Genomic DNA, 26,498 nt, shown 5'->3' with positions numbered 1-26,498 from the left:
GCCGTGGCGGGAATTGAACCCGCGTAACTCCCCGCGGGCGGAGCCCGCTGATGGATGCGGCGGAGGCGAGCCCTTGGGGCACTTGTGGGTTTGGAGCCCGTGGCGGGAATTGAACCCGCGTAACTCCCCGCGGGCGGAGCCCGCTGATGGATGCGGCGGAGGCGAGCCCTTGGGGCACTTGTGGGTTTGGAGGCCGTGGCGGGAATTGAACCCGCGTAACTCGCTTTGCAGGCGAGCCCCTGAACCACTCGGGCACACGGCCGGGATCAGGTGCGGTACGGCTTGCTCGTGCCGTCCTGATGCACTGACCGTAGGAGTGGGCAGGTCACCGGCTCAAGAGGATCGGCGGCCCTGCAATGGGACTGCCATACGCCGTTCATGAAACCGGGCTCGGTCCTAAGACCAAGGTCCCGGCCCATCCCCGGCTCCTGACAGGAGCCAATCCCCATCGAGCCCCTTACCCTGACCTGTATGACCGCCCTGGATCCCCGCGACACCGACGTCGCCGCCGGCCCTCCCTCCCCTTCCCACGCCACCGGCGGCGTGCTGAGCCGGCCCTATCGGGCCCTCAGCATCGGGATCGTCTCCGTCGTGCTGCTCATCGCCTTCGAGGCCACGGCCGTCGGTACGGCGATGCCGGTCGCCGCGCGGGAGCTGGACGGGCTGTCCCTGTACGCCTTCGCGTTCTCGGGGTACTTCACGACCAGCCTGTTCGGCATGGTGCTCGCCGGCCAGTGGTCCGATCGCAGCGGCCCTCTCTCCTCGCTGACCTGCGGCATCGCCGCCTTCGCGGCCGGGCTGCTGGTCTCCGGGACGGCGAGTGCGATGTGGCTGTTCATCCTGGGCCGGGCCGTGCAGGGGCTCGGGGGCGGATTGGTGATCGTCGCGCTGTACGTCCTCGTCGGCCGGGCCTACCCGGAGCGGCTGCGCCCGGCGATCATGGCGGCCTTCGCGGCGAGCTGGGTGATCCCCTCGGTGGTCGGCCCGCTGGCGTCGGGGGCGGTGACCGAACGGCTCGGCTGGCGCTGGGTGTTCATCGGTATCCCCGTGCTCGTGGTGTTCCCGCTGGCGCTCGCCCTGCCGCAGATACGGCGGCGGGCGGGCGGTCCCGCCACGGAGACCACCGCCCCCTTCGACGCGCGCCGCATCCGTCTGGCGTTCGGCATCTCCCTGGGCGCCGGACTCCTCCAGTACGCCGCCCAGGACCTGCACTGGGTCTCCCTCGTCCCCGGTGCCGCGGGCGCCGCCCTGCTCGTCCCGGCGGTGCTCGGGCTGCTGCCCCGCGGCACCTACCGGGCGGCGCGCGGCCTGCCGTCCGTGGTGCTGTTGCGCGGTGTGTCGGCGGGCGCCTTCATCGCGGCGGAGAGTTTCATCCCGCTCATGCTCGTCACCGAGCGCGGGCTGTCGCCGACCCTCGCCGGATTCTCACTGGCGCCGGCCGGCGCGACCTGGGCGCTCGGCTCGTACATCCAGTCCAGGCCGCGCCTGGAGCCGTACCGGGAGCGGCTGATGACGCTCGGCATGGTGGTCGTCGCAGTCGCGATCGCCACCGCGCCCAGCGTGCTGATCCACGCCGTGCCCCCGTGGATCGTCGCGGTCGCCTGGGGTTTCGGCTGCTTCGGCATGGGCCTGGTCATCTCCTCGACCAGCGTCCTGCTCCTGAAGCTGTCCGCCCCCGAGGAGGCGGGCGCCAACTCGGCCGCCCTGCAGATCTCCGACGGCCTGTCCAACGTGGTGCTCCTGTCCGCGGGCGGTGCCGCGTTCGCCGCGCTCGGCGGCGGCACCGTCGCCCACACCGCCACCGAGGTGACCGCGGACGGCTCCAACACGGCCGCCTTCGCCGCCGTGTTCCTGCCGATGGCGGTGGTGGCGCTGGTGGGGGCGTGGGTGACGACCCGGTTGCGGACGGAATCCCGGTGACACCGCGTGGTACCAAGTAGTACCGTCGAAGCATGGCTGGACTGAACCTGCGGTTTACGGACGAAGAGCTCGAGGCGCTGCGCGAGCGTGCGGCGGCGGAAGGGCGCAGCATGCAGGCGTTCGCGCACGACGCCGTGATGTCGGCCATAAACGAGCACTCGCGTCTGTTCAACGAGGCGGCGGAACACGTCCTGAAGGTCAGTGCCGAGCTGAACCGGAGACTCGCCTGATGCACTACCTCACGCTTCCCGAGCTGCTGAACCTGACGAAGCGGCTCGGGGTGGACGACGTGCGCGATTACGGGCTCCTGGACTCGGCCCTCGCGCGTCCGCAGTCGAGTGTGTTCGGTCAGGACGCCTATCCCGACGTGTGGCAGAAGGCTGCTGCGTTGATGGAGTCCCTTGCCCGCAACCACGCCCTCGTCGACGGGAACAAGCGCATCGCCTGGTATGCGACCTGGGTGTTCCTGCACGTGAACGGGCACCCCTTGGACGCGGACTTCGACGTGGACGAGGCCGAGCGATTCGTGCTGGACGTGTGCCAGGGCGCCTTGGACGTACCGAAGATCGCCGCCCAGTTGCCGCGCTTCGCGCGCTGACCGAGGTGCGTGCGGGGCGCGATGTGAGCTGAATCGCATCCCCGGCCGACCCGGTGCTGTCCGAGCGCTGACCTCACCGGGGCGCCGGTAGGGTGGCCCGGTTGTCATACGTAGCCGAGCCGCCCGACCCACACACGGAGACCGTGAGTACCTCCCGCCCGTCGCCCACCACCGCCCACAATGGAGGGCCTTCCAGGCCCGCACCTACTTCTGCCAGCTCCAGCTCCTCCCACCACCTCTCGCCCGCCTTCCCCGGCCGTGCTCCCTGGGGCACTGCCAGCAAGCTGCGTGCCTGGCAGCAGGGGGCGATGGAGAAGTACGTCCAGGAGCAGCCGCGTGACTTCCTCGCCGTCGCCACCCCCGGCGCCGGTAAGACGACGTTCGCCCTGACGCTCGCGTCCTGGTTGCTGCACCATCACGTGGTGCAGCAGGTGACCGTGGTCGCGCCGACCGAGCACCTGAAGAAGCAGTGGGCGGAGGCCGCCGCGCGGATAGGGATCAGGCTCGACCCGGAGTACAGCGCCGGCCCCCTCGGCCGGGAGTACCACGGCGTCGCCGTCACCTATGCCGGCGTCGGCGTGCGGCCCATGCTGCACCGCAACCGCGTCGAGCAGCGCAAGACCCTCGTCATCCTCGACGAGATCCACCACGCGGGCGACTCCAAGTCCTGGGGCGAGGCGTGCCTGGAGGCGTTCGAGCCGGCGACCCGCCGACTCGCCCTGACGGGTACGCCGTTCCGGTCCGACACCAACCCCATCCCGTTCGTGACGTACGAGGAAGGGGCGGACGGGATCCGGCGCTCGGCCGCCGACTACACCTACGGCTACGGGTCCGCGCTCGCCGACGGCGTCGTGCGGCCGGTCATCTTCCTCTCCTACAGCGGCAACATGCGCTGGCGCACCAAGGCGGGCGACGAGATCGCCGCCCGGCTGGGCGAGCCCATGACCAAGGACGCCGTCAGCCAGGCCTGGCGCACCGCGCTCGACCCGCGTGGCGAGTGGATGCCGAGCGTGCTGCGCGCCGCCGACCAGCGGCTGACCGAGGTCCGCAAGTCCATCCCGGACGCGGGCGCCCTCGTCATCGCCTCCGACCAGGACTCGGCCCGCGCCTACGCCAAGCTGATCCGCGAGATCACCGGGCACAAGGCGACCCTCGTGCTGTCCGACGACGCCGGTGCCTCCGACCGGATCGACGAGTTCAGCAACAACGACGACCGGTGGATGGTCGCGGTCAGGATGGTGTCCGAGGGCGTCGACGTGCCCCGGCTGGCGGTCGGGGTGTACGCGACCACGATCTCGACACCTCTCTTCTTCGCCCAGGCCGTCGGCCGTTTCGTACGGTCCCGGCGCCGCGGCGAGACCGCGTCCGTGTTCCTGCCGACCGTGCCCGACCTGCTCTCCTTCGCAGGCGAGATGGAGCGGGAACGCGACCACGTCCTCGACAAGCCGAAGAAGGACGGCGAGGCCGAAGACCCGTACGCCGAGTCCGAGAAGGAGATGGAGGAGGCCAACCGGGAGAAGGACGAGGACACCGGCGAGCAGGACATGCTGCCGTTCGAGGCGCTGGAGTCCGACGCCGTCTTCGACCGGGTCATGTACAACGGCGCCGAGTTCGGCATGCAGGCCCACCCGGGTAGCGAGGAGGAGCAGGACTACCTCGGCATCCCGGGACTTCTCGAGCCGGAGCAGGTTGAATTGCTGCTGCAGAAGCGGCAGGCCCGGCAGATCGCGCACAGCCGCAAGAAACCGGACACGGAGGCCGACCTGCTGGAGCTGCCCGCGGAACGGCGGCCCGTGGTCACGCACAAGGAACTGATGGAACTGCGCCGGCAGCTGAACACGATGGTCGGGGCGTACGTCCATCAGAGCGGGAAGCCGCACGGCGTGATTCACAACGAGCTGAGGCGGGTGTGCGGGGGCCCGCCGAGCGCGGAGTGCACGGCCGGGCAGTTGCGGCAGCGGATCGCGAAGGTCCAGGAGTGGGCCACGCGGATGAAGTGACCTCGACGCCCGCCGACGTCAGCAGAGGTGACCAGGGGACTGGCTGACGAGGGGACGTATCCCCGTAAAAAGAACCACTCCCTGCCGGCCACTGACCGGATTCTGGACGGAGCCTTCCGCTGAGCGAACCGGCTCGCTACTGTCCCGCTACGCACACGCCCCGTGGCAGCGCCGCCGCGGAGCGCAGCCGTGAAGCGACAGAGTCCGGGGGCCGCCCGGGCCGCCAGCCGATCGGCGGCCTCTGAAGCGCGTCGCCGACGGGACTCGGCGTCGCATCCGCCGCGAAGGGGGCCGTCGACCTCACCACTAAGGAGTGGGCGTCGTGACCGCGGAGACTTCCCAGACGCTCGACCGGGGCCTCAGGGTCCTCAAGCTGCTCGCCGACACCGACCACGGGCTGACCGTCACCGAGCTCTCCCACAAACTGGGCGTGAACCGCACCGTGGTGTACCGGTTGTTGGCCACGCTGGAGCAGCACTCCCTCGTACGCCGCGACCTGGGTGGCCGCGCCCGGGTCGGGCTGGGCGTACTCCGCCTGGGCCGCCAGGTGCATCCGCTGGTGCGGGAGGCCGCGCTGCCCGCGCTGCGGTCGCTGGCCGAGGACATAGGGGCGACCGCGCACCTCACGCTCGTCGACGGCGCGGAGGCGCTGGCCGTCGCGGTGGTCGAGCCGTCGTGGACCGACTACCACGTGGCGTACCGCGCCGGGTTCCGGCACCCGCTCGACCGGGGAGCCGCGGGCCGGGCGATCCTCGCCGCCCGCCGGCAGCCCATCGCCGAGCCCGGGTACACGCTCACGCACGGCGAACTGGAGGCAGGGGCCTGTGGGGCCGCCGCACCGCTGATAGGGGTGACCGGGGTGGAGGGCAGCGTGGGCGTCGTGATGCTGGCGGACTCGGTACCGGAGCGGGTGGGTGCCCGGGTGGTGGACGCGGCACGGGAGGTTGCGGAGGCACTGCGCTGAACGCCGGCTGTTCAGGACCCTCGCTGTTCAGGACCCTCGGCTGTTCAGGACCCTCGGCTGTTCAGGACCCTCGGCTGTTCAGGACCCTCGGCTGTTCAGAACCCTCGACTGTCCAGAACCCTCGACTGTCCAGAACCCTCAACTGTTCAGAACCCTCAACTGCACCCACAGCGCCAGCCGTTCATCCGCGTCGTCCAGGTCCACCCCGAGCTGCCGTCGCACCTGACGCAGCCGGTACCGGCAGGTGTTCGGATGCACGGCGAGCCGTTCCGCCGCACCCCCCACATCGCACCCCGCCTCCAGCCACGCGAGCAGTGTCGCCGCGTACTCCGTGCCGTGCCCGACGTCGTACGCCACGACCTCCTCCCACGCGCCCGCGGCCAACTCCCGCCTGCCCCGCATCACTTCGGCGAGCCGTAGCAGCGTGATCCGGGCCCGCACCTGCCGCACGGACGCGACCGGCTGCTCCGGCCCGAGCACGCGCAGCACCAGGTCCGCGTCCTGCCGCGAGGCGGCCGCCTCGGCGAGGGAGGGCACCACCTCCCCGAGCCCCGCCCGCACCGGCACCCGCAGCGCCCGCCCCGCCCGCCGCACGATGTCCTCCGCCAACCGCACGTGCCGCTGACCACCGCGCTCCCCGGAGGCGGGAAGCAGCGCGTACACCACCCCGTCGACCAGCACGCACGCGTGGCGCCCGTACCGCGCCTCGCACTGGAGCCGTACGAGGTCCAGCAGCCGGAGCGTGGTCTGTTCGTCGTCCGGTGCTGACGGGGCGGACGGGGCGCACACCGTGGAGTCGGAGTCCAGGACGAACGCGGCGACCCGTACGGCCTGGAGCCCCAGCCGGTGGGCGGCGGCGGCCGGGTCGGCGGTGCCGTCGAGGACACGGCGCAGCAGGGCGCCGTCCTGGTGCCGGGCCAGTTCCCGCGCCGCACGCGCCCGCAGCAGGAGCAGGGCCGCCGTGGACGCTCCCCGCGCCAGCGCCTCCTCGGCGTCGGGTGCGAGCCGGCCGTCGTCCACCACCCACAGGGATCCGAGGGTCTCGCCGCCGGCGCGGACGGCGACGGCGAGCCGTGGCAGTGCCCCCGCGAGAGCCGGCAGCCGTACCGGGCCGGGGGCCGAGAGGACGGTCCGGTACTGCTCGGCGTTGTCCGGGATCTCCGGCACCTTCAGGCCGAGGATGCCCTGGCGGCGGTCCTCGTCCGTGGCCTGCCCGGGGACCGTCGAATAGGCGAGGATCCGCTGCCCCGGGTCCTCGATCGCGGTGGCCCCGCCGACGGCCGCCGCCACCGCGTCGGCCAGCGCGAACAACTCCCCGCGCGTGTCCCCGCCGCCCCCGGCCGCCGGACGCGCGGCCAGCGCCGACGCCAGCAGCAGGTGCACCTGGTGCCAGGCCGTGTCCTCGTCCACGCAGAGCAGGGCGACCCCGGCCGCCTCCGCCTCGGCGACCGGCCCGTCCTCGCCCCGTACGACGACGCCGGTCATCCCGGCCTCCGCCGCTGCCCGCACCAGCGGCCCGGCGGCCCGGGGCGGCACGCCCACCGCGAGCAGCAGGCCGCCCGGGGTGCGGGGGAGCGGGGCGTGGGCGTCGTGGAGCAGCGCCTCGGTGACGGGCGCGGTCAGCCCGGCGGGCGCGGTGCGCAGGCGCAGGGAGGGTTCGCCGACGACGTCCAGCAAGTCGCCGAGCGTGCGGACGTCCATGGCAGTGTCCCCGGGTGTTGGCCGATCCCCTCAGCAACGTACGCGCACGTTGTGCGTCTCCACAACGCCGACGCCCGCCACTCCTTCGACACTCGTGTCATGACTGCAGAGACGGACCGACCACCCGTACGCACCCACGCGGTCGACGCCGACCACGCCGCCCGCGCGGCCGGGGTCACCGTGCGCACCGTGCACGACGTGACCGGTATCGCCGCCGTGGCCGACTTCTTCAGCGACGTCTGGCGGACCCCCCGGCAGGCCCCGCCGCTGCCCGCCGAGGTGATGCACAGCCTGGTGCACGCGGGCGGCGCCGTGCACGCCGCGTACACCCTGGACGGGGACCGGCTCGCCGGGGCCTGCGTCGCCGCCTTCGGGCCGCCGGCGTCCGCGGACGCGTACTCCCTGCTGGCGGCGGCCGACCGGGGCGTCGGGTACGCCGTGAAGCAGGCGCAGCGCTGCTGGCTCCTGGAGCGCGGCGCGCGCACCCTGCGCTGGACGTTCGACCCGCTGGTGGGCCGCAACGCCCGCTTCAACCTGGTCAAACTGGGCGCGAGGGGCACCGAGTACCTGGTCGACTTCTACGGCCGGATGGCCGACGGCGTGAACGAGGGCGACGAGAGCGACCGGCTCACGGTGACCTGGGACCTGACGGCACCCCGCGAGGGGCGCGAGACCGGCGACCGCGCCGCCGCACCCGTCACCCACCTCGCCCCCGACGGCGCCCCGCTCGCCCGCCGCTCCCGCGACGACCGGCAGGTGTGGTGCCGCGTACCGGACGACATCGTCGCCCTGCGCGCCGCCGACCCCGCTCTCGCCCTGCGCTGGCGGCACGCCGTCCGAGGCGTCTTCACCGGGGCCCTCGCCGAGGGGTTAACGGCGACGGGCATGTCCCGGGACGGCTGGTACACGCTCAGCCGAACGCTCACCCGCGAGGAGGAATCCCCGGCATGAAGCTCGAACGCGTCGAGATCGTCCATGTGGCGATCCCGCTCGTGACCCCGTTCCGCACCTCCTTCGGGACGATGACCACGAAGGACACCTTCCTGCTGCACGTCGTCACGGACGCCGCCGAGGGCTGGTCGGAGTTCGCGGCCGACCCGGAGCCGCGCTACTGCTCCGAGTTCGTCGCCGGGGCCGAGATCGTCCTGCGGGACTTCCTGCTGCCGCGCGCCGCCGCCCTGCCGCGGCTGACGACGGCCGCGCTCGCCCCGGCCCTGGCACAGGTCAAGGGGCACGAGCTGGCGAAGGCGGCGCTGGAGACGGCGGTCCTGGACGCCGAGCTGCGCGCGCACGGCATGCCGCTCGCGACCTACCTGGGGGCGGTACGGGACCGGGTGCCGGCCGGGGTGTCGGTCGGCATCAAGGACTCCGTGCCCGAGTTGCTGGACGACGTCGAGCGCTACCTGGCCGACGGCTACGTCCGCATCAAGCTGAAGATCGAGCCGGGCTGGGACCTCGAGCCCGTACGGGCCGTGCGCGAGCGGTTCGGGGACGCGCTGCCGCTCCAGGTCGACGCGAACACGGCGTACACGCTCGCCGACGCCGAGCACCTGCGGCGGCTGGACGGGTTCGGGCTGCTGCTGATCGAGGAGCCGCTCGCCGAGAACAACCTGTACGCCCACGCCCGGCTCCAGCAGCGCCTGGCCACACCCGTCTGTCTGGACGAGTCCCTGCACAACGCCCGCGACACCGCCTCCGCGATCGCCATGGACGCCTGCCGCGTGGTGAACGTCAAGCCCGCGCGGGTCGGCGGCTATCCGGAGGCCCGGCGTGTGCACGACGTGGCGCACGCGCACGGGGTGCCGGTGTGGTGCGGCGGCATGCTGGAGACGGGCATCGGCCGCGCGCCGAACCTCGCCCTGGCCGCCTTGCCCGGCTTCACGCTCCCGGGCGACACCTCGGCGTCGGCCCGCTACTTCGCGGAGGACATCACCGAGCCGTTCGTCCTGGAGGACGGCCACCTGCCGGTGCCGTCCGCGCCCGGGATCGGTGTGGAACCGCTGCCGGACGCACTACGGCGCTTCACGACGGGAAGGACGGACCTCTACGCGGCCTGAGCGAGACCCTGGGGGCCTGAGCGAGAAGCGGGGGGCCTGACCGGCACCTGGCCAAAAGTGGCCGTCGCGTTAGATTGATCCCGTGCTCTCTCGCCTCTCCCGCCCCAAGGCCGCCACCGTCTGCGCCCTGCCCGTCGTGGCTCTGCTCGCCACGGCGGTGTTCGCGCCGCTGCCGTTCGCCGTGGCGCAGCCCGGCATGACGGCGAACGTGCTGGGCGAGAACAAGGGCACCGCGGTGATCACGATCAACGGAGCGCCCACCCGCACGACGACCGGCCAGCTGCGGATGACGACGATCGAGGCGACGGGCCCCGACGCGCAGGTCTCACTCGGTGACGTGATCGACGGCTGGTTCCGCACGGACCGCGCGGTGCTGCCGCGCGACGCTGTCTACCCGAGCGGCGACACGGTCAAGCAGATCGAGCAGCACAACACCGAGCAGATGAAGCAGTCCCAGGACGCGGCGACCCGCGCGGCCCTGTCGTATCTGCACCTCAGTGACAAGAACGTGAAGGTCACGCTGAAGCTCGCGGACGTCGGCGGCCCCAGCGCGGGGTTGCTGTTCACCCTCGGCATCATCGACAAGCTGAACGGCAACGGCACGGGCGGCGACCTCACGGGCGGCCGCACGATCGCCGGTACGGGCACGATCGACTCTTCGGGCCAGGTCGGCCCGGTGGGTGGCGTGGCCCTCAAGACGCAGGCCGCCAAGCGCGACGGCGCGACGGTCTTCCTGGTCCCGAGGGCGGAGTGCGCCGACGCGAAGGCGGAACTGCCCAAGGGCCTGCGCCTGGTCCCGGTGACCACCCTCAAGAGCGCGATCGACGCCCTGGTGTCCCTCGAAAAGGCGAACGCCTCGGTCCCGAACTGCTAGGCCACGGACTCCGGGGGCCGGTCGACGGCCCGGGGGACCGGTCGACGGCCCGGGGGACCGGTTGACGGCCCGGGGGGCCGGGACACGGAACCCCGGAGCCAATCGACGCAGTCCGGGGGCTCTGCGGGAGCGATCTCTTCCGCTATCTTGTTACCGCACCGTAGTTCATGCCTCAACAAGGCCTGCCGGCGCGGCCTTTGCCTGTCTTCGGCTCCCGTTTCCGAGCGGAGTTCCCTGTGACCCAGCGTTGTGTCATGCCCATGGCCGAGATGCCTGAAGCGCCCTCGTCCGCGTGAGCGGCGGGAACGCTTCCGTCCGTCCGTGCACCCGCTCACCGAAAGTCCCCTCACTTCGTGACCGTCTCCCTGTACGAGATCCAGCCGGCCGGCCGGCACGCCGCGGTGCCCACGGGCAGCCTGTTCCGGCGGGTATACGCGCCGCGCGCCTGCGACGCGCTCGCCTATTCGATGGCGACCTACGCCATGCCGCTCGTCGTGCTGGCGACCACCGGTTCCGCGTCCCTGACCGGCCTGGCCTTCGCGCTGGAGTGGATCCCCCGGGTGGCCGCCTTCAGCTTCGCCGGTGACCTGGTGGACCGCAGCGGCGCGGCGATCGTGTGCTTCCTCGCCTCGCTCACCCGCGCCCTGCTGGTGGCGGGCGCCGCTGTCGTGCTGGTGATGCTGCCGCGGGGGACGGCCGAGACCGCCACGGTCATGGCACTGGCCGCCGTGACCGGTGCCCTCACCCAGTTCAGCTTCATCGCCAACGAGGCGGTGGGCGCCATCGTGGGCCGCCGCATCGAGGGACGGTCCCACAAGGTGCAGCCGGTGCTGATCGGCATCGACCAGACGGCCACCCTCGTCGGCCCGGCCCTGGGCGGCGTCCTGCTCCTGACCGGGCCGACCCGCATGCTCGCGTGCCTGAGCGTGCTGTCCTTCCTGTCCGCCGGCCTCGCCCTGCAGACCCCGCCCACACCCCTGCGTGCGTCGCGCCAGGGCGGGCAGGGACGCGGCGGAGGCATGCGGGAAGGGTGGCGGACGCTGCGTTCCCTGCCCGCCCTGCGGCGGCTCGTGGTCGGCCTCGCCTGCTCGAACCTGGCGCTCGGCCTGCTGCAATCGGCCGCCCCCGTCCTGGTGGAGGGCCACTTCGGCCGGTCCCCGGCCGCCGTCGGCACGCTCTGGTCGGTCGCCGCCGCCGCCACGCTGGTCGCGGTCACCTGCTGCCGGTTCGCCCTCGACCGGCTGGGCCTGTGGGGGGTCGGGGTGATCAGTGCGACCGTCGCGTCCGCCGCCTGCCTCGCCGTGCCGCAGGCCCCCTCCTACCTCAGCTACACGGCCCTCGTAGCCCTCTTCATGGCCGCCGACGGAGGGCTCACCGTTGTGCTGCGCACGCTGCGCTCGCTGATCATCCCGCCCGCGGCCTTCGGCACGACGCTGTCCCTGACGATCCTGCTCCTGCTGCTGCCCTTCCCCGTGGCGGGCATCCTGCTCGCCGTCACCCCACCGCCGTATCTGACCGACGTCATCGGGGCGTGCGCCGTGCTGCAGGCGGTGACCCTGCTCGTCACCTTCGTACGGCTGCGCAACGACCCGGTGCTCCGCGCCACGGCGGACCCGGTCCACACCGGCGGGTGACTGCACCGGTCAGCCCCGCTCAGGTCCCCTCCCGGTCCAGCGCCGCCTGCTCCACCAACGGGATCACCCGCAGCGGTACCGGGTTCTCCATCACGATCGCCGTGGAGGCGCGGACGATGCCCTCGAAGCCGACCACCCGGTCGATCACCCGTTGCAGGTCCGCGTTCGAGCGGGCCACCAGGCGGCACAGCATGTCGCCGCTGCCCGTCGTCGTGTGCAGCTCCAGGACCTCCGGGACCGTCGCCAGATGGGCCCGTACGTCCGCGCCCTGGCCCTGGCGGATCTGCAGGGTCGCGAACGCCGTGACCGGGTAGCCGAGCGCCGCCGGGTCCACCTCCGGGCCGAAGCCGCGGATCACCCCGTTCGCCTGCAACCGGTCCAGGCGCGCCTGGACCGTGCCGCGCGCCACCCCGAGCCGCCGGGACATCTCCAGCACCCCGATGCGCGGCTCCCGGGCCAGCAGCACGATGAGCCGGGCGTCCAGATGATCGATCGCCATGCCGCGCTCCTCGATGGTCATCCTGTACAGAACGCCCGGCGACACGGGCTGTTCACTGGGCACATTGCCCAGCCGGAAAGCAAACTATTGCGCACCTTGCGGAGCCGGGCGAGGCTGCCGCTATGACGCAGACCACACACCACGCCCCTGACACCGCGCGCGAGGCCGACCCCTTCCCGGTGAAGGGAATGGACGCGGTCGTCTTCGCCGTCGGCAACGCCAAGCAGGCCGCGCACTACTACTCCACCGCCTTCGGCATGCGGCTCGTGGCGTACTCCGGACCGGAGAACGGCAGCCGCGAGACCGCGAGCTACGTCCTGGAGAACGGCTCCGCCCGTTTCGTCCTCACCTCCGTCATCAAGCCCGCCACGACCTGGGGCCACTTCCTCGCCCAGCACGTGGCCGAGCACGGCGACGGCGTGGTCGACCTCGCCATCGAGGTCCCCGACACCCGCGCCGCGTACGCGTACGCCCTCGAGCACGGCGCCCGCTCCGTCGCCGAGCCGTACGAACTGAAGGACGAGCACGGCACCGTCGTCCTCGCCGCGATCGCCACCTACGGCGAGACCCGCCACACCCTGGTCGAGCGCTCCGGCTACGACGGCCCCTACCTGCCCGGCTACGTCGCCGCCGACCCCATGGTCGAGCCGCCCGCCCACCGCACCTTCCAGGCCGTCGACCACTGCGTCGGCAACGTGGAACTCGGCCGCATGAACGAATGGGTGGAGTTCTACAACAAGGTCATGGGCTTCACGAACATGAAGGAGTTCGTGGGCGACGACATCGCCACCGAGTACAGCGCCCTGATGTCCAAGGTGGTCGCCGACGGCACGCTCAAGGTCAAGTTCCCGATCAACGAGCCCGCCGTCGCCAAGAAGAAGTCCCAGATCGACGAGTACCTGGAGTTCTACGGCGGCCCCGGCGTCCAGCACATCGCGCTCAACACCAACGACATCGTGCGGACGGTCCGCACCATGCGGGCGGCCGGTGTGGAGTTCCTCGACACCCCGGACTCGTACTACGACACCCTCGGCGAGTGGGTCGGTGACACCCGGGTCCCCGTCGAGACCCTGCGCGAGCTGAAGATCCTCGCCGACCGCGACGAGGACGGCTATCTGCTGCAGATCTTCACCAAGCCGGTCCAGGACCGCCCGACGGTCTTCTTCGAGATCATCGAGCGCCACGGCTCCATGGGCTTCGGCAAGGGCAACTTCAAGGCCCTGTTCGAGGCGATCGAGCGCGAGCAGGCCAAGCGCGGCAACCTGTAGGCCGCCCTGGAGGACGTTCTTGGGGCCGTCCTGGAAACCGTCCCTGGAGGAGCGCCTGCCCCGGCGCTCCTCCAGCCCCTCCAGGGGCGCTCCGGGCTTCCCACCGCCGCCCCCCGGTGCGACGCTGTGATCATGAGCCGCATCGAAGCCCCGCGCGACGAAGTCACCGGCAACCTCCTCGACCGCCTCAGGGCCGGCCTCCCGGCCGAGGCCGTGCTGACCGACCCCGACGTCACGGCCTCGTACGCGAACGACATGGCGAGTTTCTGCACGGCCGGCACCCCGGCCGTGGTCGTGCTGCCCCGCACCGTCGAACAGGTCCAGCACGTCATGCGGACCGCCACCGAACTGCGCGTGCCCGTCGTCCCGCAGGGCGCCCGCACCGGCCTGTCGGGCGCGGCGAACGCCTGTGACGGCTGCATCGTGCTCTCGCTGACCAGGATGAACCGCATCCTGGAGATCGACCCGGTCGACCGCATCGCCGTCGTCGAACCGGGCGTCGTCAACGCCACGCTCTCGCGCGCGGTGAACGAACACGGCCTGTACTACCCGCCGGACCCCTCCAGCTGGGAGATGTGCACCATCGGCGGCAACATCGGCACCGCCTCCGGCGGCCTGTGCTGCGTGAAGTACGGGGTGACGGCCGAGTACGTCCTCGGCCTCGACGTCGTCCTCGCCGACGGACGCCTGATGTCCACCGGCCGCCGTACGGCCAAGGGGGTCGCCGGATACGACCTCACCCGGCTCTTCGTCGGCTCCGAGGGTTCCCTCGGCATCGTGGTACGGGCGATCCTCGCGCTGAAGCCGCAGCCGCCCCAGCAGCTCGTCCTGGCAGCCGAGTTCGCCTCCGCGGCGGCCGCCTGCGACGCCGTGTGCCGGATCATGGCGGGAGGGCACGTGCCGTCGCTCCTCGAACTCATGGACCGTACGACCGTCAAGGCCGTCAACGCCCTCGCCCACATGGGCCTCCCGGAGAGCACCGAAGCGCTGCTCCTCGCCGCCTTCGACACCCCGGACCCGGCCGCCGACCTCGCCGCCGTGGGCGCGCTGTGCGAGGCCGCCGGCGCCACCCAGGTCGTACCGGCCGACGACGCGGCCGAGTCCGAACTGCTCCTGCAGGCGCGGCGGTTGTCGCTCACCGCGCTCGAGGCCGTCAAGGGCACCACGATGATCGACGACGTGTGCGTGCCCCGCTCCAAGCTCGGCGAGATGCTCGACGGGGTCGAGCGGATCGCCGAGAAGTACCAGCTCACCATCGGCGTCTGCGCCCACGCCGGGGACGGCAACACCCACCCGACCGTCTGCTTCGACGCGCAGGACCCCGACGAGTCCCGGCGCGCCCGCGAGTCCTTCGACGAGATCATGGCCCTCGGCCTGCGACTCGGCGGCACGATCACCGGCGAGCACGGCGTCGGCGTCCTGAAGAAGGAGTGGCTGGCGCGCGAGATCGGCCCGGTGGGCGTGGAGATGCAACGGGCCGTCAAACAGGTCTTCGACCCGCTGGGCATCCTCAACCCCGGCAAGCTGTTCTGACCCGTTCGACCCACGCCGCCTCACTCGTCGCCGACAGGGGCCGGGGTGAGCAGGGCGGCCAGGCCGTCGTCGAGGCCGGGCCGCCCGGACTCGGAGCCCGGCGGAACACCAGCCGCAGGGTAGGCGGCGCGGGACCATGACGCGGGTTTCGGAGAATTTCTTTCGGGGTGTGTTCCGGGCGTGTGAAGAGCGTGCACGGTGTCCCCCGAAAAGGGGTGGGTACCGGCGGACCGGCAATGCCGCCTGCACACTTCTGATAGATGTGGAGCCTCACACGACCCCCCGAGCAGATACGGGACGACGGACATGAGCGCCCCAACCCCGGCACCCGGCGACGACAGGCCCCGCGAAGGCTATTACCCGGACCCCTCCATTCCCGGATATGTCCGGTACTGGAACGGCGTCTCCTGGGTCCCGGGCACCAGCCGGCCGGCTCCCACCGACGGCGAGCCGCTCTCCCCGCCGGCGGGCGTGCGCCCCGCCCAGCTCTCGGTGGAGGAGACCGGGCCGCACTTCTTCGACGAGGACCCGGTCGGCGAACCCGATCGCGACGCCCGGACCGACGGCCGTCCGGAGCCCGCCCCGGCCTGGGGCGCCGACCGCTCCCAGCAGTCCGGCTTCGGCGGCGAGCAGGACCGCCGGGTGTCCTGGGGCGCCGCCCAGGCCGCGGACCCGCGGCTGCCGGCTGCCGACTCCGGGCCCGAGGCGTCCCCGGGCTCGCCCGGCACGACGGCGCTCCGCCGGCCGGCGCGCCCGGAGGGCACCGCCGGTACCGACGAACCCGCCCCCTCCGACGGCACCATGAAGTTCCGCGCGGTCTCCCCGCGCACGGGGGAGCAGGGCGGAGGCACGGCGGCGGCAGGTTCCGGCACCGGCACCGGCTCCGGTGCGGCGCAGCCCGGCGCCGCGCGCCCGGAGAGCGCCCAGGCCGCGGCCCGTCAGGCGCTGGGCCTGGACCCGGAGGCCCCGAGCCCCGTCCCGGCACCGCATCAGCCGTCCGTCCCGGCACCGCAGCAGCCGTCCGTCCCGGCACCGCAGCAGCCGTCCGTCCCGGCACCGCAGCAGCCGTCCGTCCCGGCACCGCAGCAGCCGTCCGTCCCGGCGCCTGCGGCGCCCGCGGCGGGGCTGCCCCCGCAGCAGCCGGCCGCGCCGGTCGCCACGCCCCTGACCAGCGGCCCCGGCGGCGGCCAGCCCTCCTGGGTGCAGCAGGTGCACCAGCTGGCGAGCCCGGGCCCCGAGGGCGACCGGCCCGTCGCACCCTGGAAGCCGCCGGTGGAGGACCCGTTCCAGGCGGCCGCCCGGGCACAGGCGGCGGCCCGGCCCGCGGGACTCGGCAAGCGGCTCGCGGCGCGGCTGCTCGACACCCTGGTCCTGGCGGCGGTCACGGGCGTGGCCGCGGTACCGCTGGGCACGAAGGCGATCGACCACATCAACGGGAAGATCGACGCGGCGAAGCTGTCCGGGCAGACCGTCACGGTCTGGCTGCTCGACGGCACGACGTCGGTCTACCTCGCGATCGTGCTCGCCGTGCTGCTGGGCTTCGGGGTCCTCTACGAGGCGCTGCCGACCGCCAAGTGGGGGCGCACGCTGGGCAAGAAGGTCTGCGGTCTGGAGGTACGGGACATCGAGGCCCACGAGCCCCCGACCTTCGGCCAGGCCCTGCGCCGCTGGCTGGTCTACAGCCTCCCCGCTGTGCTCGTCGTGGGCGTGGTCGGCGTCCTGTGGTGCGTGTTCGACCGCCCGTGGCGCCAGTGCTGGCACGACAAGGCCGCCCACACGTTCGTGGCGCGCTGACCCGGACGGACCTGTAGGGATGCGGAGCCGGAGGGTTCGCGGTCGACTCGGGCCATGAGCACCGAACCGCCACCCCCCGGCCGAGGAGACGCCCCGGACCCCGACCGGCCACCGCCCGGCCGCGGGGCCGCGTCCGGCGGTCCGCCGCCCGCCGGCGAGCCCCCGCCCGGTGGGCCGCCGCCCCACGGACAGCCCCCTTCCGGCGGTGAACCACCCGGCGGCAGCCCCCCGTACGGCACGCCCCCTCCCCATCCCGGCGGCCCCTACGAGGGCGGAGGCCCGTACGGCGGTGGTGGCCCCGAGGGCGGGGGCCCGTACGGCGGCGGGGGCCCGCAGGGCCCCTACGACGGCACCGACCCCCTCGCCGGTATGCCCCCGCTCGCCGACAGCGGCAAGCGCGTCCTCGCGCGGATCATCGACATGATCCTCGTCGGCGTGGTCGTCTGGCTGCTGTCCTGGGCGTTCCACACCGTCGAGTACAACGTCGAGGCCACCAAGGTCGACACCGGCAAGTCCCTCGGCCAGTCCGTGATCGCGGCCGTGCTCTACACGGCCTACGACACGATCCTGATCAGCAGAACCGGGCAGACGCTCGGCAAGAGGCTGCTGAACATGCGCGTGGCCAACCTCGACGACGGCTCGAACCCCTCCCTCCAGGCGTCCCTGATCCGCGCCTTGGTGCTGTGGCTGCCGTTCGCGTTCTGCTGCGCCTGCGTGTGGACCGCGATCTGCGGCGGCTGGAGCTTCTTCGACCGGCCCTACAAACAGGGGCTGCACGACAAGGCGGCCAGGACGGTGGAGGTCAGCACGGCGGTCTGACAGAGGGCGGTGGCGTACATGAACCGGCGGGCCGGTGCATCACGGGCCCGCCGGTTCGAGTGCTCGGTGTGAAGTTGTGCGTACGCGCGCTCGGTTCAGGGGCTCGCCGTCTCCCGGACGGGCTCGGTGGCCGCGGTGGATCCGACCGACGCCGTCGGGCGCCCCGCCGGTGTGTGCTGCCGCGCGGCGGGCCGCTCCGCGGCGGCCGGCGCGGACTTCGGCAGCGGTACCGTCACGGCGACGAGCAGCCCGAGTGCGAGCGCCGACAGGGCGATCACGGCGATCCCCAGACCCGAACTCGTCTGTGACAGCAGCAGCATGGCGAGGGTGGAGAAGATCACGGTGCAGGAACCGTAGGCGAGCTGTGCGGCGTTCGGACGAGGCATGGCCATTCCTCGGGGTGGGGGACTCCCCCCGGTGCCTCTCGTGATGGGGGAGGATGCGGACAACTACGGACAGAACTGGGGCACTGGGACGTACAACCACGGAATCGCGGAAATGACAACGGTGCCGACAGGGCAAACCGCCGTCATTCCGGCGCTCCACCCGCCGACTCTATTCGCCACCATGCCCGAGGGGAACGGCTGGTAAGCGTGACCTAACCCACGGTTCCGAAGCACAAGGGGCGCACGGAGTCATGTGTTCCAGCAACTGGATACGTGCGCGCGCCGTTTGACGGGGGACTATGCCGTTCACGTCCGTTCGTATAGCGAACACCTCGTCCTGTTAATGCACTTGACCTGGGCAAGTCAAGGTCTGTTTTTTCTTGTAAACCTCCGGTCAAATGTCGTCACTTGACTACACGCGTTGATCGGTGCGCACGGGCCCCTCCATGACCAGGACTCCCTTCCGTGCGCCCGCGCGCGGGGGAGGAACTCAAGTGACCAGCAGACCCCGGACGTTCAGAGCGGTCGCGATAGGCGTCGCGCTCGCGGCGGCCTCCGCCACGTTCTCCACCTTCGCCGTCGCGGAGGCGGCCACCACGGCCGAGTCGGCCGCCGCGAACCGGCACGACCCGGCGCCGGTGAAGCAGCAGGAGCACGACCTCGACGGCCCGCTGAGCAAGACGCAGGAGGCCCAGCGCCAGGAGGCCCTCAACCAGGTCATATCAGGCAAGGCCAAGGCCAAGGAGCGCAACGGTTCGAAGGTCGTCGAGCTCAAGAGCAGGAAGGGCGATCCCAAGTACGTCGAGCTGAGCCGGGAGAAGACCGACAAGATCTTCACCATCCTGGTCGAGTTCGGCGACAAGACCGACCCCAAGCTCGGCGGTACGGCGGGCCCCCTGCACAACCAGATAGCCGCGCCGGACCGTACGAAGGACAACTCGACGGCCTGGCAGAAGGACTACAACCGGAAGCACTTCCAGGACCTGTACTTCGGCACCGGCAACAACGTCGAGTCGGTGAAGAAGTACTACGAGAAGCAGTCCTCGGGCCGCTACTCGGTGGACGGCGAGGTCGCCGACTGGGTCAAGGTCCCCTACAACGAGGCCCGTTACGGCAACAACGCCTGCGGCTCCACCAACTGCCCGAGCGTGTGGAACGTCGTCAGCGACGGCGTGAGCGCCTGGGTCGCCCAGCAGAAGGCGGCCGGCAAGTCCGACGCGGACATCAAGACGGACCTGGCGCGGTTCGACCAGTGGGACCGCTACGACTACGACGGCGACGGCAACTTCAACGAGCCCGACGGCTACATCGACCACTTCCAGATCGTGCACGCCGGTGAGGACGAGTCCGCGGGCGGCGGCGTCCAGGGCACCGACGCGATCTGGGCCCACCGCTGGTACGCCTTCGGCACCGACGCCGGCGCCACCGGCCCGGAGCACAACAAGCTGGGCGGCACGCAGGTCGGCGACAGCGGCATCTGGGTCGGCGACTACACCATCCAGCCGGAGAACGGCGGTCTCGGTGTCTACGCCCACGAGTACGGCCACGACCTCGGCCTGCCGGACGAGTACGACACCAACGGCGGCGAGAACTCCACCGGCTTCTGGACCCTGATGTCCTCCGGCTCCTGGCTCGGCACCGGCAAGGAGGCCATCGGCGACCTTCCCGGCGACATGAACGCCTGGGACAAGCTCCAGCTGGGCTGGCTCAACTACGACACCGCCAAGGCCGGCATCAATTCCTGGCACAAGCTGGGCGTCGCCGAGTACAACACCAAGTACCGGCAGGCGCTGGTGGTCAACCTGCCCGACAAGGCGGTCACCACCCAGGTCGTCACCCCCGCGCAGGGCTCGACCCAGTGGTGGAGCGGCAGCGGCAACGACCTGAAGAACACGCTGACCCGTTCCGTGGACCTCACCGGCACGTCCTCGGCCATGCTGACCCTCGACGGCTACTACGACATCGAGGCCAACTACGACTACCTCTACACCGAGGTGTCGACCGACGGCGGCGCCAACTGGTCCGCGCTGGACGGCACGGTGGACGGCCAGGCCGTCCCGCGTGACGCCAGCGGCACCCCGGCCCTGACCGGCACGGCCGACGGCTACAAGAACCTGTCGTACTCCCTCGACGCCTACGCGGGCAAGAAGATCCAGCTCCGCTTCCGCTACCAGACGGACGGCGGTGTGGCCCTGAAGGGCTTCGCGGCGGACGAGATCACGCTGACCGCCGACGGTTCGGCGCTCTTCTCCGACAACGCCGAGAGCGCGGACGCCGCTTGGACCGCGAACGGCTTCTCCCGCATCGGCGCGTCCTTCACCAAGGACTACAAGCAGTACTACATCGCCGAGAACCGCCAGTACGTGTCGTACGACAAGACCCTCAAGGTCGGCCCGTACAACTTCGGCTTCGCGCCGGTCCGTCCGGACTGGGTGGAGCACTACCCGTACCAGAACGGCCTGCTGATCTGGAAGTGGGACACCTCCCAGGCGGACAACAACACCAAGGACCACGCCGGCACCGGCCTGATCCTGCCGGTCGACTCGCACCCCACCCCGCTGAAGTGGTACGACGGCACGCTGATGCGCAACCGCATCCAGACCTACGACTCACCCTTCGGCCTGGAGCGCACCGACGGCATCACCCTGCACAGGGAGGACGTCGCGACGAAGATCAAGTCGTCGAAGGGTGTGTCGGTCTTCAACGACCACACCAGCACCTACTACGACGCCTCGAACCCTGCGGCCGGGGTCAAGATCACTGACACCAACACCAAGATCAAGATCCTTAAGCAGGGCAAGGACGGCTCGACGATCGAGCTGGAAGTCGGACCCGCGGTGAAGTAGTCAGCGTTTCCGCAGGTCAGAAGCGTATCGGCGGCAGCCCCTTGGCGGGCGGCCGCCGATCGTGTTTAGGTGCCTGCTGTGGCTCTCTTATTGACACCAGGTCTCACGGGGGTATGACGCGTATGGCCGCAGGAGGATTCTGCAAGCTGCCGAACGGCAGTGTGGTGGTGGCTCTGAACCTGCCCAGCCCGGGTTCGGGCGCCGGTTCCGTCCGCGTGCTGGTCCACGCCCAGAACCGCGCCCGCGCCCTGACGCGCCTGCGCAACCTGGGCCTGCGCGCGGTCTACCTGCGCGGCAACGCGGCCCCGCCGTCCCCGGACGAGGTCACGGCGGTCCTGCACCACCCCGACGGCCTGATATGGCGTACGGCCCCGGACACCGCGGCACAGGACCTGTCGGTCGAGCTGTGGCACCCGATCAGGTCCCTGCTGAGACGGACGGCCCAGCCGTGACCCGCTGAGACGCACGGGAGGCAGGCGACGCGGGTGCGGGGGCGCGGCGGGGGTCAGGACACCACCGGCTTGCCGGACAGCTCCACGCCCGCCTCCCGCAGTTCCTCCAGCGCGCGCTCCGTGGTCTGCTCGGCCACCCCGGCGGTCAGGTCCAGCAGGACCTGCGTACGGAAGCCCTGGCGCACCGCGTCCAGCGCGGTGGCGCGCACGCAGTGGTCCGTGGCGACCCCCACCACGTCCACCTCGTCGATCTCCCGCTCCCGCAGCCAGGCCCCGAGCGCGACCCCGTTCTCGTCGACGCCCTCGAACCCGCTGTACGCCGCCGAGTACGCCCCCTTGTCGAACACGGCGTCGACCGCGCCGGAGGCGACCGCCGGGGCGAAGTTCGGGTGGAAGCCCACGCCCTCCGTGCCCGCCACGCAGTGCGCGGGCCACGAGTGGACGTAGTCGGGGTTGTCGGCGAAGTGACCCCCCGGGGCGATGTGGTGGTCCCGGGTGGCCACCACATGGCGGTACCCGGCGGGGGCCTGCCCGATCAGCTCGGTGATCGCGGCGGCCACATCGGCACCCCCGGCCACCGCGAGGCTGCCACCCTCACAGAAGTCGTTCTGCACGTCTACGACGATCAAGGCGCGGCGCATGGTCGGTGTCCTTCGGCTTGGCAGCGGTTCGGGTGGAGGGTGCGGGCCCGGCCGTCCGTGAACTACATGACCTACCGAGCCTAGAGACTTCGGGGGCCGGGCGGGAGAGGGCATCGGGCGGTCGGGTCGGGTGCGCGGGGTGCGTTGCCGTTGCATTCCCGCCCGCCGTCCGTTCATGCGCCCTCAGGCGAGCAGCGGCCGAAGGCGCAGCCCGCCCCTTCCTCCATGGTCCTCCCGGCGCGTCAACAGCGACGCGTCAGACGTACTCGGTCGGGATCACCGGCTCCCCGCGCGACAGCTGCGTCGCCGACAGCGGCAGGTTGGCGCGGGCGGCCGCGTGCCGGTCGCGGACGACGTCCAGCGGCTCCCGGGAGATCACCTCGCCCCCCTTGACCAGCTGCACCAGCAGCTGCCGGTCCGCCAGCTCGTCCGGCACCGGCCCGACGCCGACCACCTCGGCCTCGGCCACCCCGTGCTCGTTCAGCCGCCGCGCCGCCCACTTGCGCCCGCCGACGGACGTCTTGCCGCCGGTCGACTTCTTCGCCACCGGCACCAGCGTTGCCTTCGGGTCCGCCGACTCGGCGCGGGCGACCAGCTTGTAGACCATCGAGCAGGTCGGGTGCCCGGAACCCGTCACCAGACGGGTGCCCACGCCGTACGCGTCCACGGGCGCCGCCGCCAGCGAGGCGATGGCGTACTCGTCCAGGTCCGAGGTCACGACGATCTTCGTGTGGGTGGCGCCCAGCGCGTCCAGCTGCTGCCGCACCCGGTGCGCGACCAGCAGCAGGTCGCCCGAGTCGATGCGCACGGCACCCAGCTCGGGCCCGGCCACCTCGACGGCCAGCCGGACGGCCTCCGTGACGTCGTAGGTGTCCACGAGCAGCGTGGTGCCCCGGCCCAGCGACTCCACCTGGGCCCGGAAGGCGTCCCGCTCGCTGTCGTGCAGCAGCGTGAAGGCGTGTGCGGACGTCCCGACCGTCGGAATGCCGTACCGGAAGCCGGCCGCCAGGTCCGAGGTGGTGGCGAACCCGCCGACGTACGCGGCGCGGGAGGCGGCCACGGCGGCCAGTTCGTGGGTGCGCCGGGCGCCCATCTCGATCAGCGGCCGGTCCCCGGCGGCGGAGGCCATGCGCGAGGCGGCGGCCGCGACGGCCGAGTCGTGGTTGAGGATCGACAGGACGACGGTCTCCAGCAGCACGCACTCGGCGAAGGAGCCCTCGACCCGCACGATCGGCGAGCCGGGGAAGTACACCTCGCCCTCCGGGTAGCCCCAGATGTCGCCGCTGAAGCGATAGCCGGCGAGCCAGTCCAGCGTCTCGTCGTCGACGACCCGGCGCTCGCGCAGGAAGCCGAGGACGCCCGCGTCGAAGCGGAAGTTCTCCACCGCGTCCAGCACACGCCCGGTACCGGCCACCACGCCGTAGCGACGGCCGTCGGGCAGCCGCCGGGTGAAGACCTCGAAGACCGAGCGCCGCTCGGCGGTGCCCGCCCTGAGGGCGGCCTGCAGCATCGTCAGCTCGTAGTGGTCGGTGAAGAGCGCCGTCGAGGGAACGCCCACCCGTCGCCCACCACCGCCCTTATGAGGAAGCGCTTCGCGCCCTTCTTCTTCGGGCAGCCCAAGGTCCGCTACGCCCACCAAAGCTCTCCTCACACACGACTCTTCGGGTGCACCCATCGGTGCTACAAGTGCCTGCGACGGCCGATCGTACTCCTCATCTCGTCAGTCTGACGATTTGCGGGCCGGGTGGAGGTGCCCGTTTGTGCGACCACCCCCCTCGGGTGGCAGCATGGGGCTTGTGACGTCACCCGCTCCCGTAGAGATCGAACGAACGCAGTCGGCGGAGAAAGAGTTCGCCGTACCCGAGCCCGACGTCCCCTGGGTCACGATCGTCCACAACGACCCGGTCAACCTCATGAGCTATGTGACGTACGTCTTCCAGACGTACTTCGGCTATTCCAAGGACAAGGCCACCAAGCTCATGCTCGACGTCCACCACAAGGGCCGGGCGGTCGTCTCCAGCGGCACGCGCGAGGAGATGGAACGCGACGTGCAGGCGATGCACGGCTACGGCTTGTGGGCCACCCTCCAGCAGGACCGGAAGTAGCGACCTCCCTTCATGTCAGGACACTTCGAACCGCTCCCCGGCGGCGGCGCGGCCGTCGCCCTCGACGACGTCGAGATCTCCATCATCCGCTCGCTGGCCGTACAGCTGCTGGAACTCATCGGGCCCGGCCCCGCCGAGGACGTCCCCGAGGATCCGCTCGCCGAGTTGTTCGCCGAGGGCCCGAGCGAACCGCCCGCCGACCCGGTGCTGCGCCGGCTGTTCCCGGACGCGTACGGCGACCCGGGCAGCGAGCCCGTCTCGCCCGGTGAGGCCGACGAGTCGCGCGCCCACTCCGCCGAGTTCCGCCGCTTCACCGAGAACGACCTGCGCGCCCGCAAACGCGAGAACGCCCTCGCGGTGATCCACACCCTGGACGCGTTGACCTCGGCGAGCAGGGAGGGCGGGGTGCTCAAGCTGTCGCGCGAGGAGTGCGAGCAGTGGCTCGGCGCCCTGAACGACCTGCGCCTCGCGATCGGTTCCCGGCTCGAGGTCGCCGACGAGGACGACACCGACGAGCTGTACCGGCTGCCGGACGAGGACCCGCGCAAGCCGATGGTGATGGCGTATCTGTGGCTCGGCGGTCTCCAGGAGACGCTCGTCACCACCCTTATGCCCTGACCTGTGGGGTTTTTGTGTTCGCTCAGCGGACGCTCAAATCCGGATAACGATCGCGTCACCATTGCGGCCACGTATGGGCCGTTCGTGCGTGCTTTGTCCGCTTCTTGCTGTGCGCTCCGCCACAGCGCGTCCAGGTGATCAGTGTTGCGGTCGTGATAAATCTTCACGACCGCCCGGCGAACACCACCCATGTTGCGCCGGGTGCGCCACCGAGCCGACGACCGTCGGCCAGGCATGAGCGGACCCGGGAGAGCCCGTGCCCGCTCGCTCCATCAATCCGGGGGGATCGAGGCGATCCGCGGCCGACGAGAGGCCCGGATCGGCATGGAGAAAGGCGCACCACACATGACCTCAGCGCAGGTCGAGAAGGAGAACACCCCTGAGGAGGGGTACGAGCGCGGGCTCGGCAGCCGTCAGGTCCAGATGATCGCGATCGGCGGCGCCATCGGCGTCGGCCTGTTCCTGGGCGCGGGGGCGAACATCGCCAAGGCAGGGCCCAGCCTGATCCTCATGTACGCCCTCGCCGGCGTGATCATCTTCTTCATCATGCGGGCGCTCGGCGAGCTGCTCCTGTACCGCCCGGTGTCGGGTTCCTTCGCGGAGTACTCCCGCGAGTTCCTCGGCCCGTTCTTCGGCTACTTCACCGGCTGGACGTACTGGCTGATGTGGGTGGTGACCGGCATGGCCGAGCTGACGGCCGCCGCGATCTACGTCCACTACTGGTTCCCGTCGATCCCGCAGTGGGTGACGGCGCTGGTCTTCCTGGTGGTCCTGTTCGTGGCCAACCTGATCTCGGTGAAGCTGTTCGGCGAGATCGAGTTCTGGTTCTCGATGGTCAAGGTCACCGCGCTGGTCGGCATGATCGTCATCGGTCTCGGCGTGCTGACCTTCGGCTTCAGCGCGGCCGGTGACACGGCCGCGGTCTCCAACCTCTGGCAGTTCGACGGCTTCTTCCCCAAGGGCATCGGCTCGTCGCTGATGACCCTGCAGGGCGTCATGTTCGCCTACCTCGCCGTCGAGCTGGTCGGCGTCACCGCGGGCGAGTCCGAGGACCCGGAGAAGACCCTCCCCAAGGCGATCAACACCCTGCCCTGGCGCATCGCCCTGTTCTACGTCGGCGCTCTCACCGTGATCCTGTGCGTGGTGAAGTGGACCGAGTTCGCGGCGGGCGTCAGCCCCTTCGTGAAGGCGTTCGCGGTCATCGGCATCCCGGCCGGCGCGGGCATCGTCAACTTCGTGGTGCTCACCGCGGCCCTGTCGTCCTGCAACTCGGGCATGTACTCCACGGGCCGCATGCTGCGCACCCTCGCGGACAACGGCGAGGCGCCCCGCGTCTTCAGCAAGCTGTCCGCCTCGAAGACCCCGGCCCTCGGCATCACGGTCTCGGTCGCCTTCATGGGCATCGGCGTGGTCCTCAACTACGTCGTCCCGGAGAAGGCGTTCGGCTACGTCACCTCGGTGGCCACCGCGGCCGGCATCTGGACCTGGCTGATGATCCTGGTCAGCCACGTCCTGTACCGCCGCGCGGTGGACGCGGGCCGGCTGCCCGCCTCCTCCTTCCCGGCGCCGGGCGGCGCGGTGTGCAGCTGGATCGCCATCGCGTTCCTGCTCTTCGTCACCTGCCTGATCGCCTACGACGCCGACTCCCGCGTCTGCCTGTACGTGATGGCGGTCTGGGCGGCCGCCCTTGCCGTCGGCTGGGCGGTGCTGAAGGCCCGCAACCCGCAGGTCACCCAGCGCCGCGAAGAGGAGCTGGAGAAGGTCCGCTGAGTCTCCCGTGAGTCTCCCG

The 26,498-nt window shown here is 71.3% G+C and carries 22 protein-coding genes, 1 tRNA gene and 1 pseudogene; 18 read left to right on the top strand and 6 right to left on the bottom strand.

Annotation, left to right across the window (positions count from 1 at the left end; genetic code table 11):
- Positions 1–187: 187 nt before the first annotated feature.
- Positions 188–262 (bottom strand) — tRNA-Cys (locus AB0N14_RS07810).
- A 209-nt stretch (positions 263–471) separates the two neighbouring features.
- Between AB0N14_RS07810 and AB0N14_RS07805 the strand changes: the two genes are divergently transcribed.
- The 5 genes and pseudogenes from AB0N14_RS07805 (at position 472) to AB0N14_RS07785 (ending at position 5,482) form a co-directional block, all read left to right on the top strand.
- Positions 472–1,920, top strand: coding sequence for an MFS transporter (locus AB0N14_RS07805; RefSeq protein ID WP_366024803.1), 1,449 nt, complete (start codon positions 472–474; stop codon positions 1,918–1,920).
- A 32-nt stretch (positions 1,921–1,952) separates the two neighbouring features.
- Positions 1,953–2,150: a hypothetical protein gene (locus tag AB0N14_RS07800; RefSeq protein ID WP_103845121.1), complete on the top strand. Its 198-nt coding sequence runs from the start codon at positions 1,953–1,955 to the stop codon at positions 2,148–2,150.
- On the top strand, positions 2,150–2,518 hold the full coding sequence (locus tag AB0N14_RS07795; protein WP_366024802.1) for a Fic family protein: 369 nt from the start codon (positions 2,150–2,152) through the stop codon (positions 2,516–2,518). Before AB0N14_RS07800 ends, AB0N14_RS07795 begins: the two co-directional genes overlap by 1 nt.
- 206 nt (positions 2,519–2,724) lie before the next feature.
- Positions 2,725–4,518, top strand: a pseudogene (locus tag AB0N14_RS07790) (DEAD/DEAH box helicase); the annotation flags it as partial.
- A gap of 322 nt (positions 4,519–4,840) precedes the next feature.
- Entirely contained in the window at positions 4,841–5,482 is a 642-nt protein-coding gene (locus AB0N14_RS07785) for a helix-turn-helix domain-containing protein (RefSeq protein ID WP_366024800.1), read from the top strand.
- A gap of 138 nt (positions 5,483–5,620) precedes the next feature.
- On the opposite strand, the gene AB0N14_RS07780 is transcribed toward AB0N14_RS07785, so the two are convergent.
- A complete protein-coding gene (locus AB0N14_RS07780) occupies positions 5,621–7,183 on the bottom strand; it encodes a helix-turn-helix domain-containing protein (RefSeq protein ID WP_366024799.1) in 1,563 nt (520 codons plus the stop codon).
- 99 nt (positions 7,184–7,282) lie between these two features.
- Here AB0N14_RS07780 and AB0N14_RS07775 point away from each other — a divergent pair, with 99 nt between their 5' ends.
- The 4 genes from AB0N14_RS07775 (at position 7,283) to AB0N14_RS07760 (ending at position 11,748) form a co-directional block, all read left to right on the top strand.
- On the top strand, positions 7,283–8,134 hold the full coding sequence (locus AB0N14_RS07775; protein WP_366024798.1) for a chorismate synthase: 852 nt from the start codon (positions 7,283–7,285) through the stop codon (positions 8,132–8,134).
- Entirely contained in the window at positions 8,131–9,240 is a 1,110-nt protein-coding gene (gene menC / locus AB0N14_RS07770; protein WP_366024797.1) for an o-succinylbenzoate synthase, read from the top strand. The genes AB0N14_RS07775 and menC overlap by 4 nt, the downstream gene beginning before the upstream one ends.
- 82 nt (positions 9,241–9,322) lie before the next feature.
- A complete protein-coding gene (locus AB0N14_RS07765) occupies positions 9,323–10,114 on the top strand; it encodes a S16 family serine protease (RefSeq protein ID WP_366024796.1) in 792 nt (263 codons plus the stop codon).
- 353 nt (positions 10,115–10,467) lie between these two features.
- Positions 10,468–11,748: an MFS transporter gene (locus AB0N14_RS07760; protein WP_366024795.1), complete on the top strand. Its 1,281-nt coding sequence runs from the start codon at positions 10,468–10,470 to the stop codon at positions 11,746–11,748.
- Between the two features lie 19 nt (positions 11,749–11,767).
- Here AB0N14_RS07760 and AB0N14_RS07755 read toward each other — a convergent pair whose 3' ends face one another.
- Positions 11,768–12,247, bottom strand: a complete 480-nt coding sequence (locus tag AB0N14_RS07755; RefSeq protein WP_366024794.1) for an Lrp/AsnC family transcriptional regulator — start codon at positions 12,245–12,247, stop codon at positions 11,768–11,770.
- Between the two features lie 122 nt (positions 12,248–12,369).
- Between AB0N14_RS07755 and hppD the strand changes: the two genes are divergently transcribed.
- From hppD to AB0N14_RS07735, 4 genes are all read left to right on the top strand, one after another.
- Complete coding sequence (gene hppD, locus AB0N14_RS07750; RefSeq protein ID WP_366024793.1) at positions 12,370–13,515, top strand: 4-hydroxyphenylpyruvate dioxygenase; 1,146 nt, start codon at positions 12,370–12,372, stop codon at positions 13,513–13,515.
- Between the two features lie 126 nt (positions 13,516–13,641).
- Positions 13,642–15,048, top strand: coding sequence for an FAD-linked oxidase C-terminal domain-containing protein (locus tag AB0N14_RS07745; RefSeq protein ID WP_366024792.1), 1,407 nt, complete (start codon positions 13,642–13,644; stop codon positions 15,046–15,048).
- Between the two features lie 306 nt (positions 15,049–15,354).
- A complete protein-coding gene (locus tag AB0N14_RS07740; protein WP_366024791.1) occupies positions 15,355–16,842 on the top strand; it encodes an RDD family protein in 1,488 nt (495 codons plus the stop codon).
- A 54-nt stretch (positions 16,843–16,896) separates the two neighbouring features.
- Positions 16,897–17,661, top strand: coding sequence for an RDD family protein (locus AB0N14_RS07735; protein WP_366024790.1), 765 nt, complete (start codon positions 16,897–16,899; stop codon positions 17,659–17,661).
- Between the two features lie 95 nt (positions 17,662–17,756).
- Here AB0N14_RS07735 and AB0N14_RS07730 read toward each other — a convergent pair whose 3' ends face one another.
- A complete protein-coding gene (locus AB0N14_RS07730) occupies positions 17,757–18,047 on the bottom strand; it encodes a hypothetical protein (RefSeq protein WP_366024789.1) in 291 nt (96 codons plus the stop codon).
- 494 nt (positions 18,048–18,541) lie between these two features.
- Between AB0N14_RS07730 and AB0N14_RS07725 the strand changes: the two genes are divergently transcribed.
- A complete protein-coding gene (locus AB0N14_RS07725; protein WP_366024788.1) occupies positions 18,542–20,893 on the top strand; it encodes an immune inhibitor A domain-containing protein in 2,352 nt (783 codons plus the stop codon).
- Between the two features lie 122 nt (positions 20,894–21,015).
- Positions 21,016–21,345 carry a hypothetical protein gene (locus AB0N14_RS07720; protein ID WP_366024787.1) on the top strand — a complete coding sequence of 110 codons (330 nt, stop codon included), beginning with the start codon at positions 21,016–21,018 and terminating at the stop codon, positions 21,343–21,345.
- Between the two features lie 53 nt (positions 21,346–21,398).
- On the opposite strand, the gene AB0N14_RS07715 is transcribed toward AB0N14_RS07720, so the two are convergent.
- Together AB0N14_RS07715 and AB0N14_RS07710 are read right to left on the bottom strand one after the other, a co-directional pair.
- Positions 21,399–21,986 carry an isochorismatase family protein gene (locus tag AB0N14_RS07715; RefSeq protein ID WP_366024786.1) on the bottom strand — a complete coding sequence of 196 codons (588 nt, stop codon included), beginning with the start codon at positions 21,984–21,986 and terminating at the stop codon, positions 21,399–21,401.
- Positions 21,987–22,242: 256 nt separating this feature from the next.
- The gene (locus tag AB0N14_RS07710; RefSeq protein WP_366024785.1) at positions 22,243–23,544 is read right to left on the bottom strand and encodes a nicotinate phosphoribosyltransferase; all 1,302 of its coding nucleotides are present in this window, start codon (positions 23,542–23,544) and stop codon (positions 22,243–22,245) included.
- 229 nt (positions 23,545–23,773) lie between these two features.
- On the opposite strand from AB0N14_RS07710, the gene clpS reads away from it, so the two are divergent.
- The 3 genes from clpS (at position 23,774) to AB0N14_RS07695 (ending at position 26,479) form a co-directional block, all read left to right on the top strand.
- Positions 23,774–24,091, top strand: coding sequence for an ATP-dependent Clp protease adapter ClpS (clpS, locus tag AB0N14_RS07705; RefSeq protein ID WP_366024784.1), 318 nt, complete (start codon positions 23,774–23,776; stop codon positions 24,089–24,091).
- A gap of 12 nt (positions 24,092–24,103) precedes the next feature.
- Positions 24,104–24,709: a DUF2017 domain-containing protein gene (locus AB0N14_RS07700; protein WP_366024783.1), complete on the top strand. Its 606-nt coding sequence runs from the start codon at positions 24,104–24,106 to the stop codon at positions 24,707–24,709.
- Between the two features lie 345 nt (positions 24,710–25,054).
- Entirely contained in the window at positions 25,055–26,479 is a 1,425-nt protein-coding gene (locus AB0N14_RS07695; protein ID WP_366024782.1) for an amino acid permease, read from the top strand.
- Positions 26,480–26,498: the final 19 nt, after the last annotated feature.

Source organism: Streptomyces sp. NPDC051104 (assembly GCF_040682835.1).
Lineage (GTDB): Bacteria > Actinomycetota > Actinomycetes > Streptomycetales > Streptomycetaceae > Streptomyces > Streptomyces cynarae.
The sequence above is the reverse complement of the archived record's forward strand: the minus strand, read 5'-3'. Positions and strand labels throughout refer to the sequence as shown.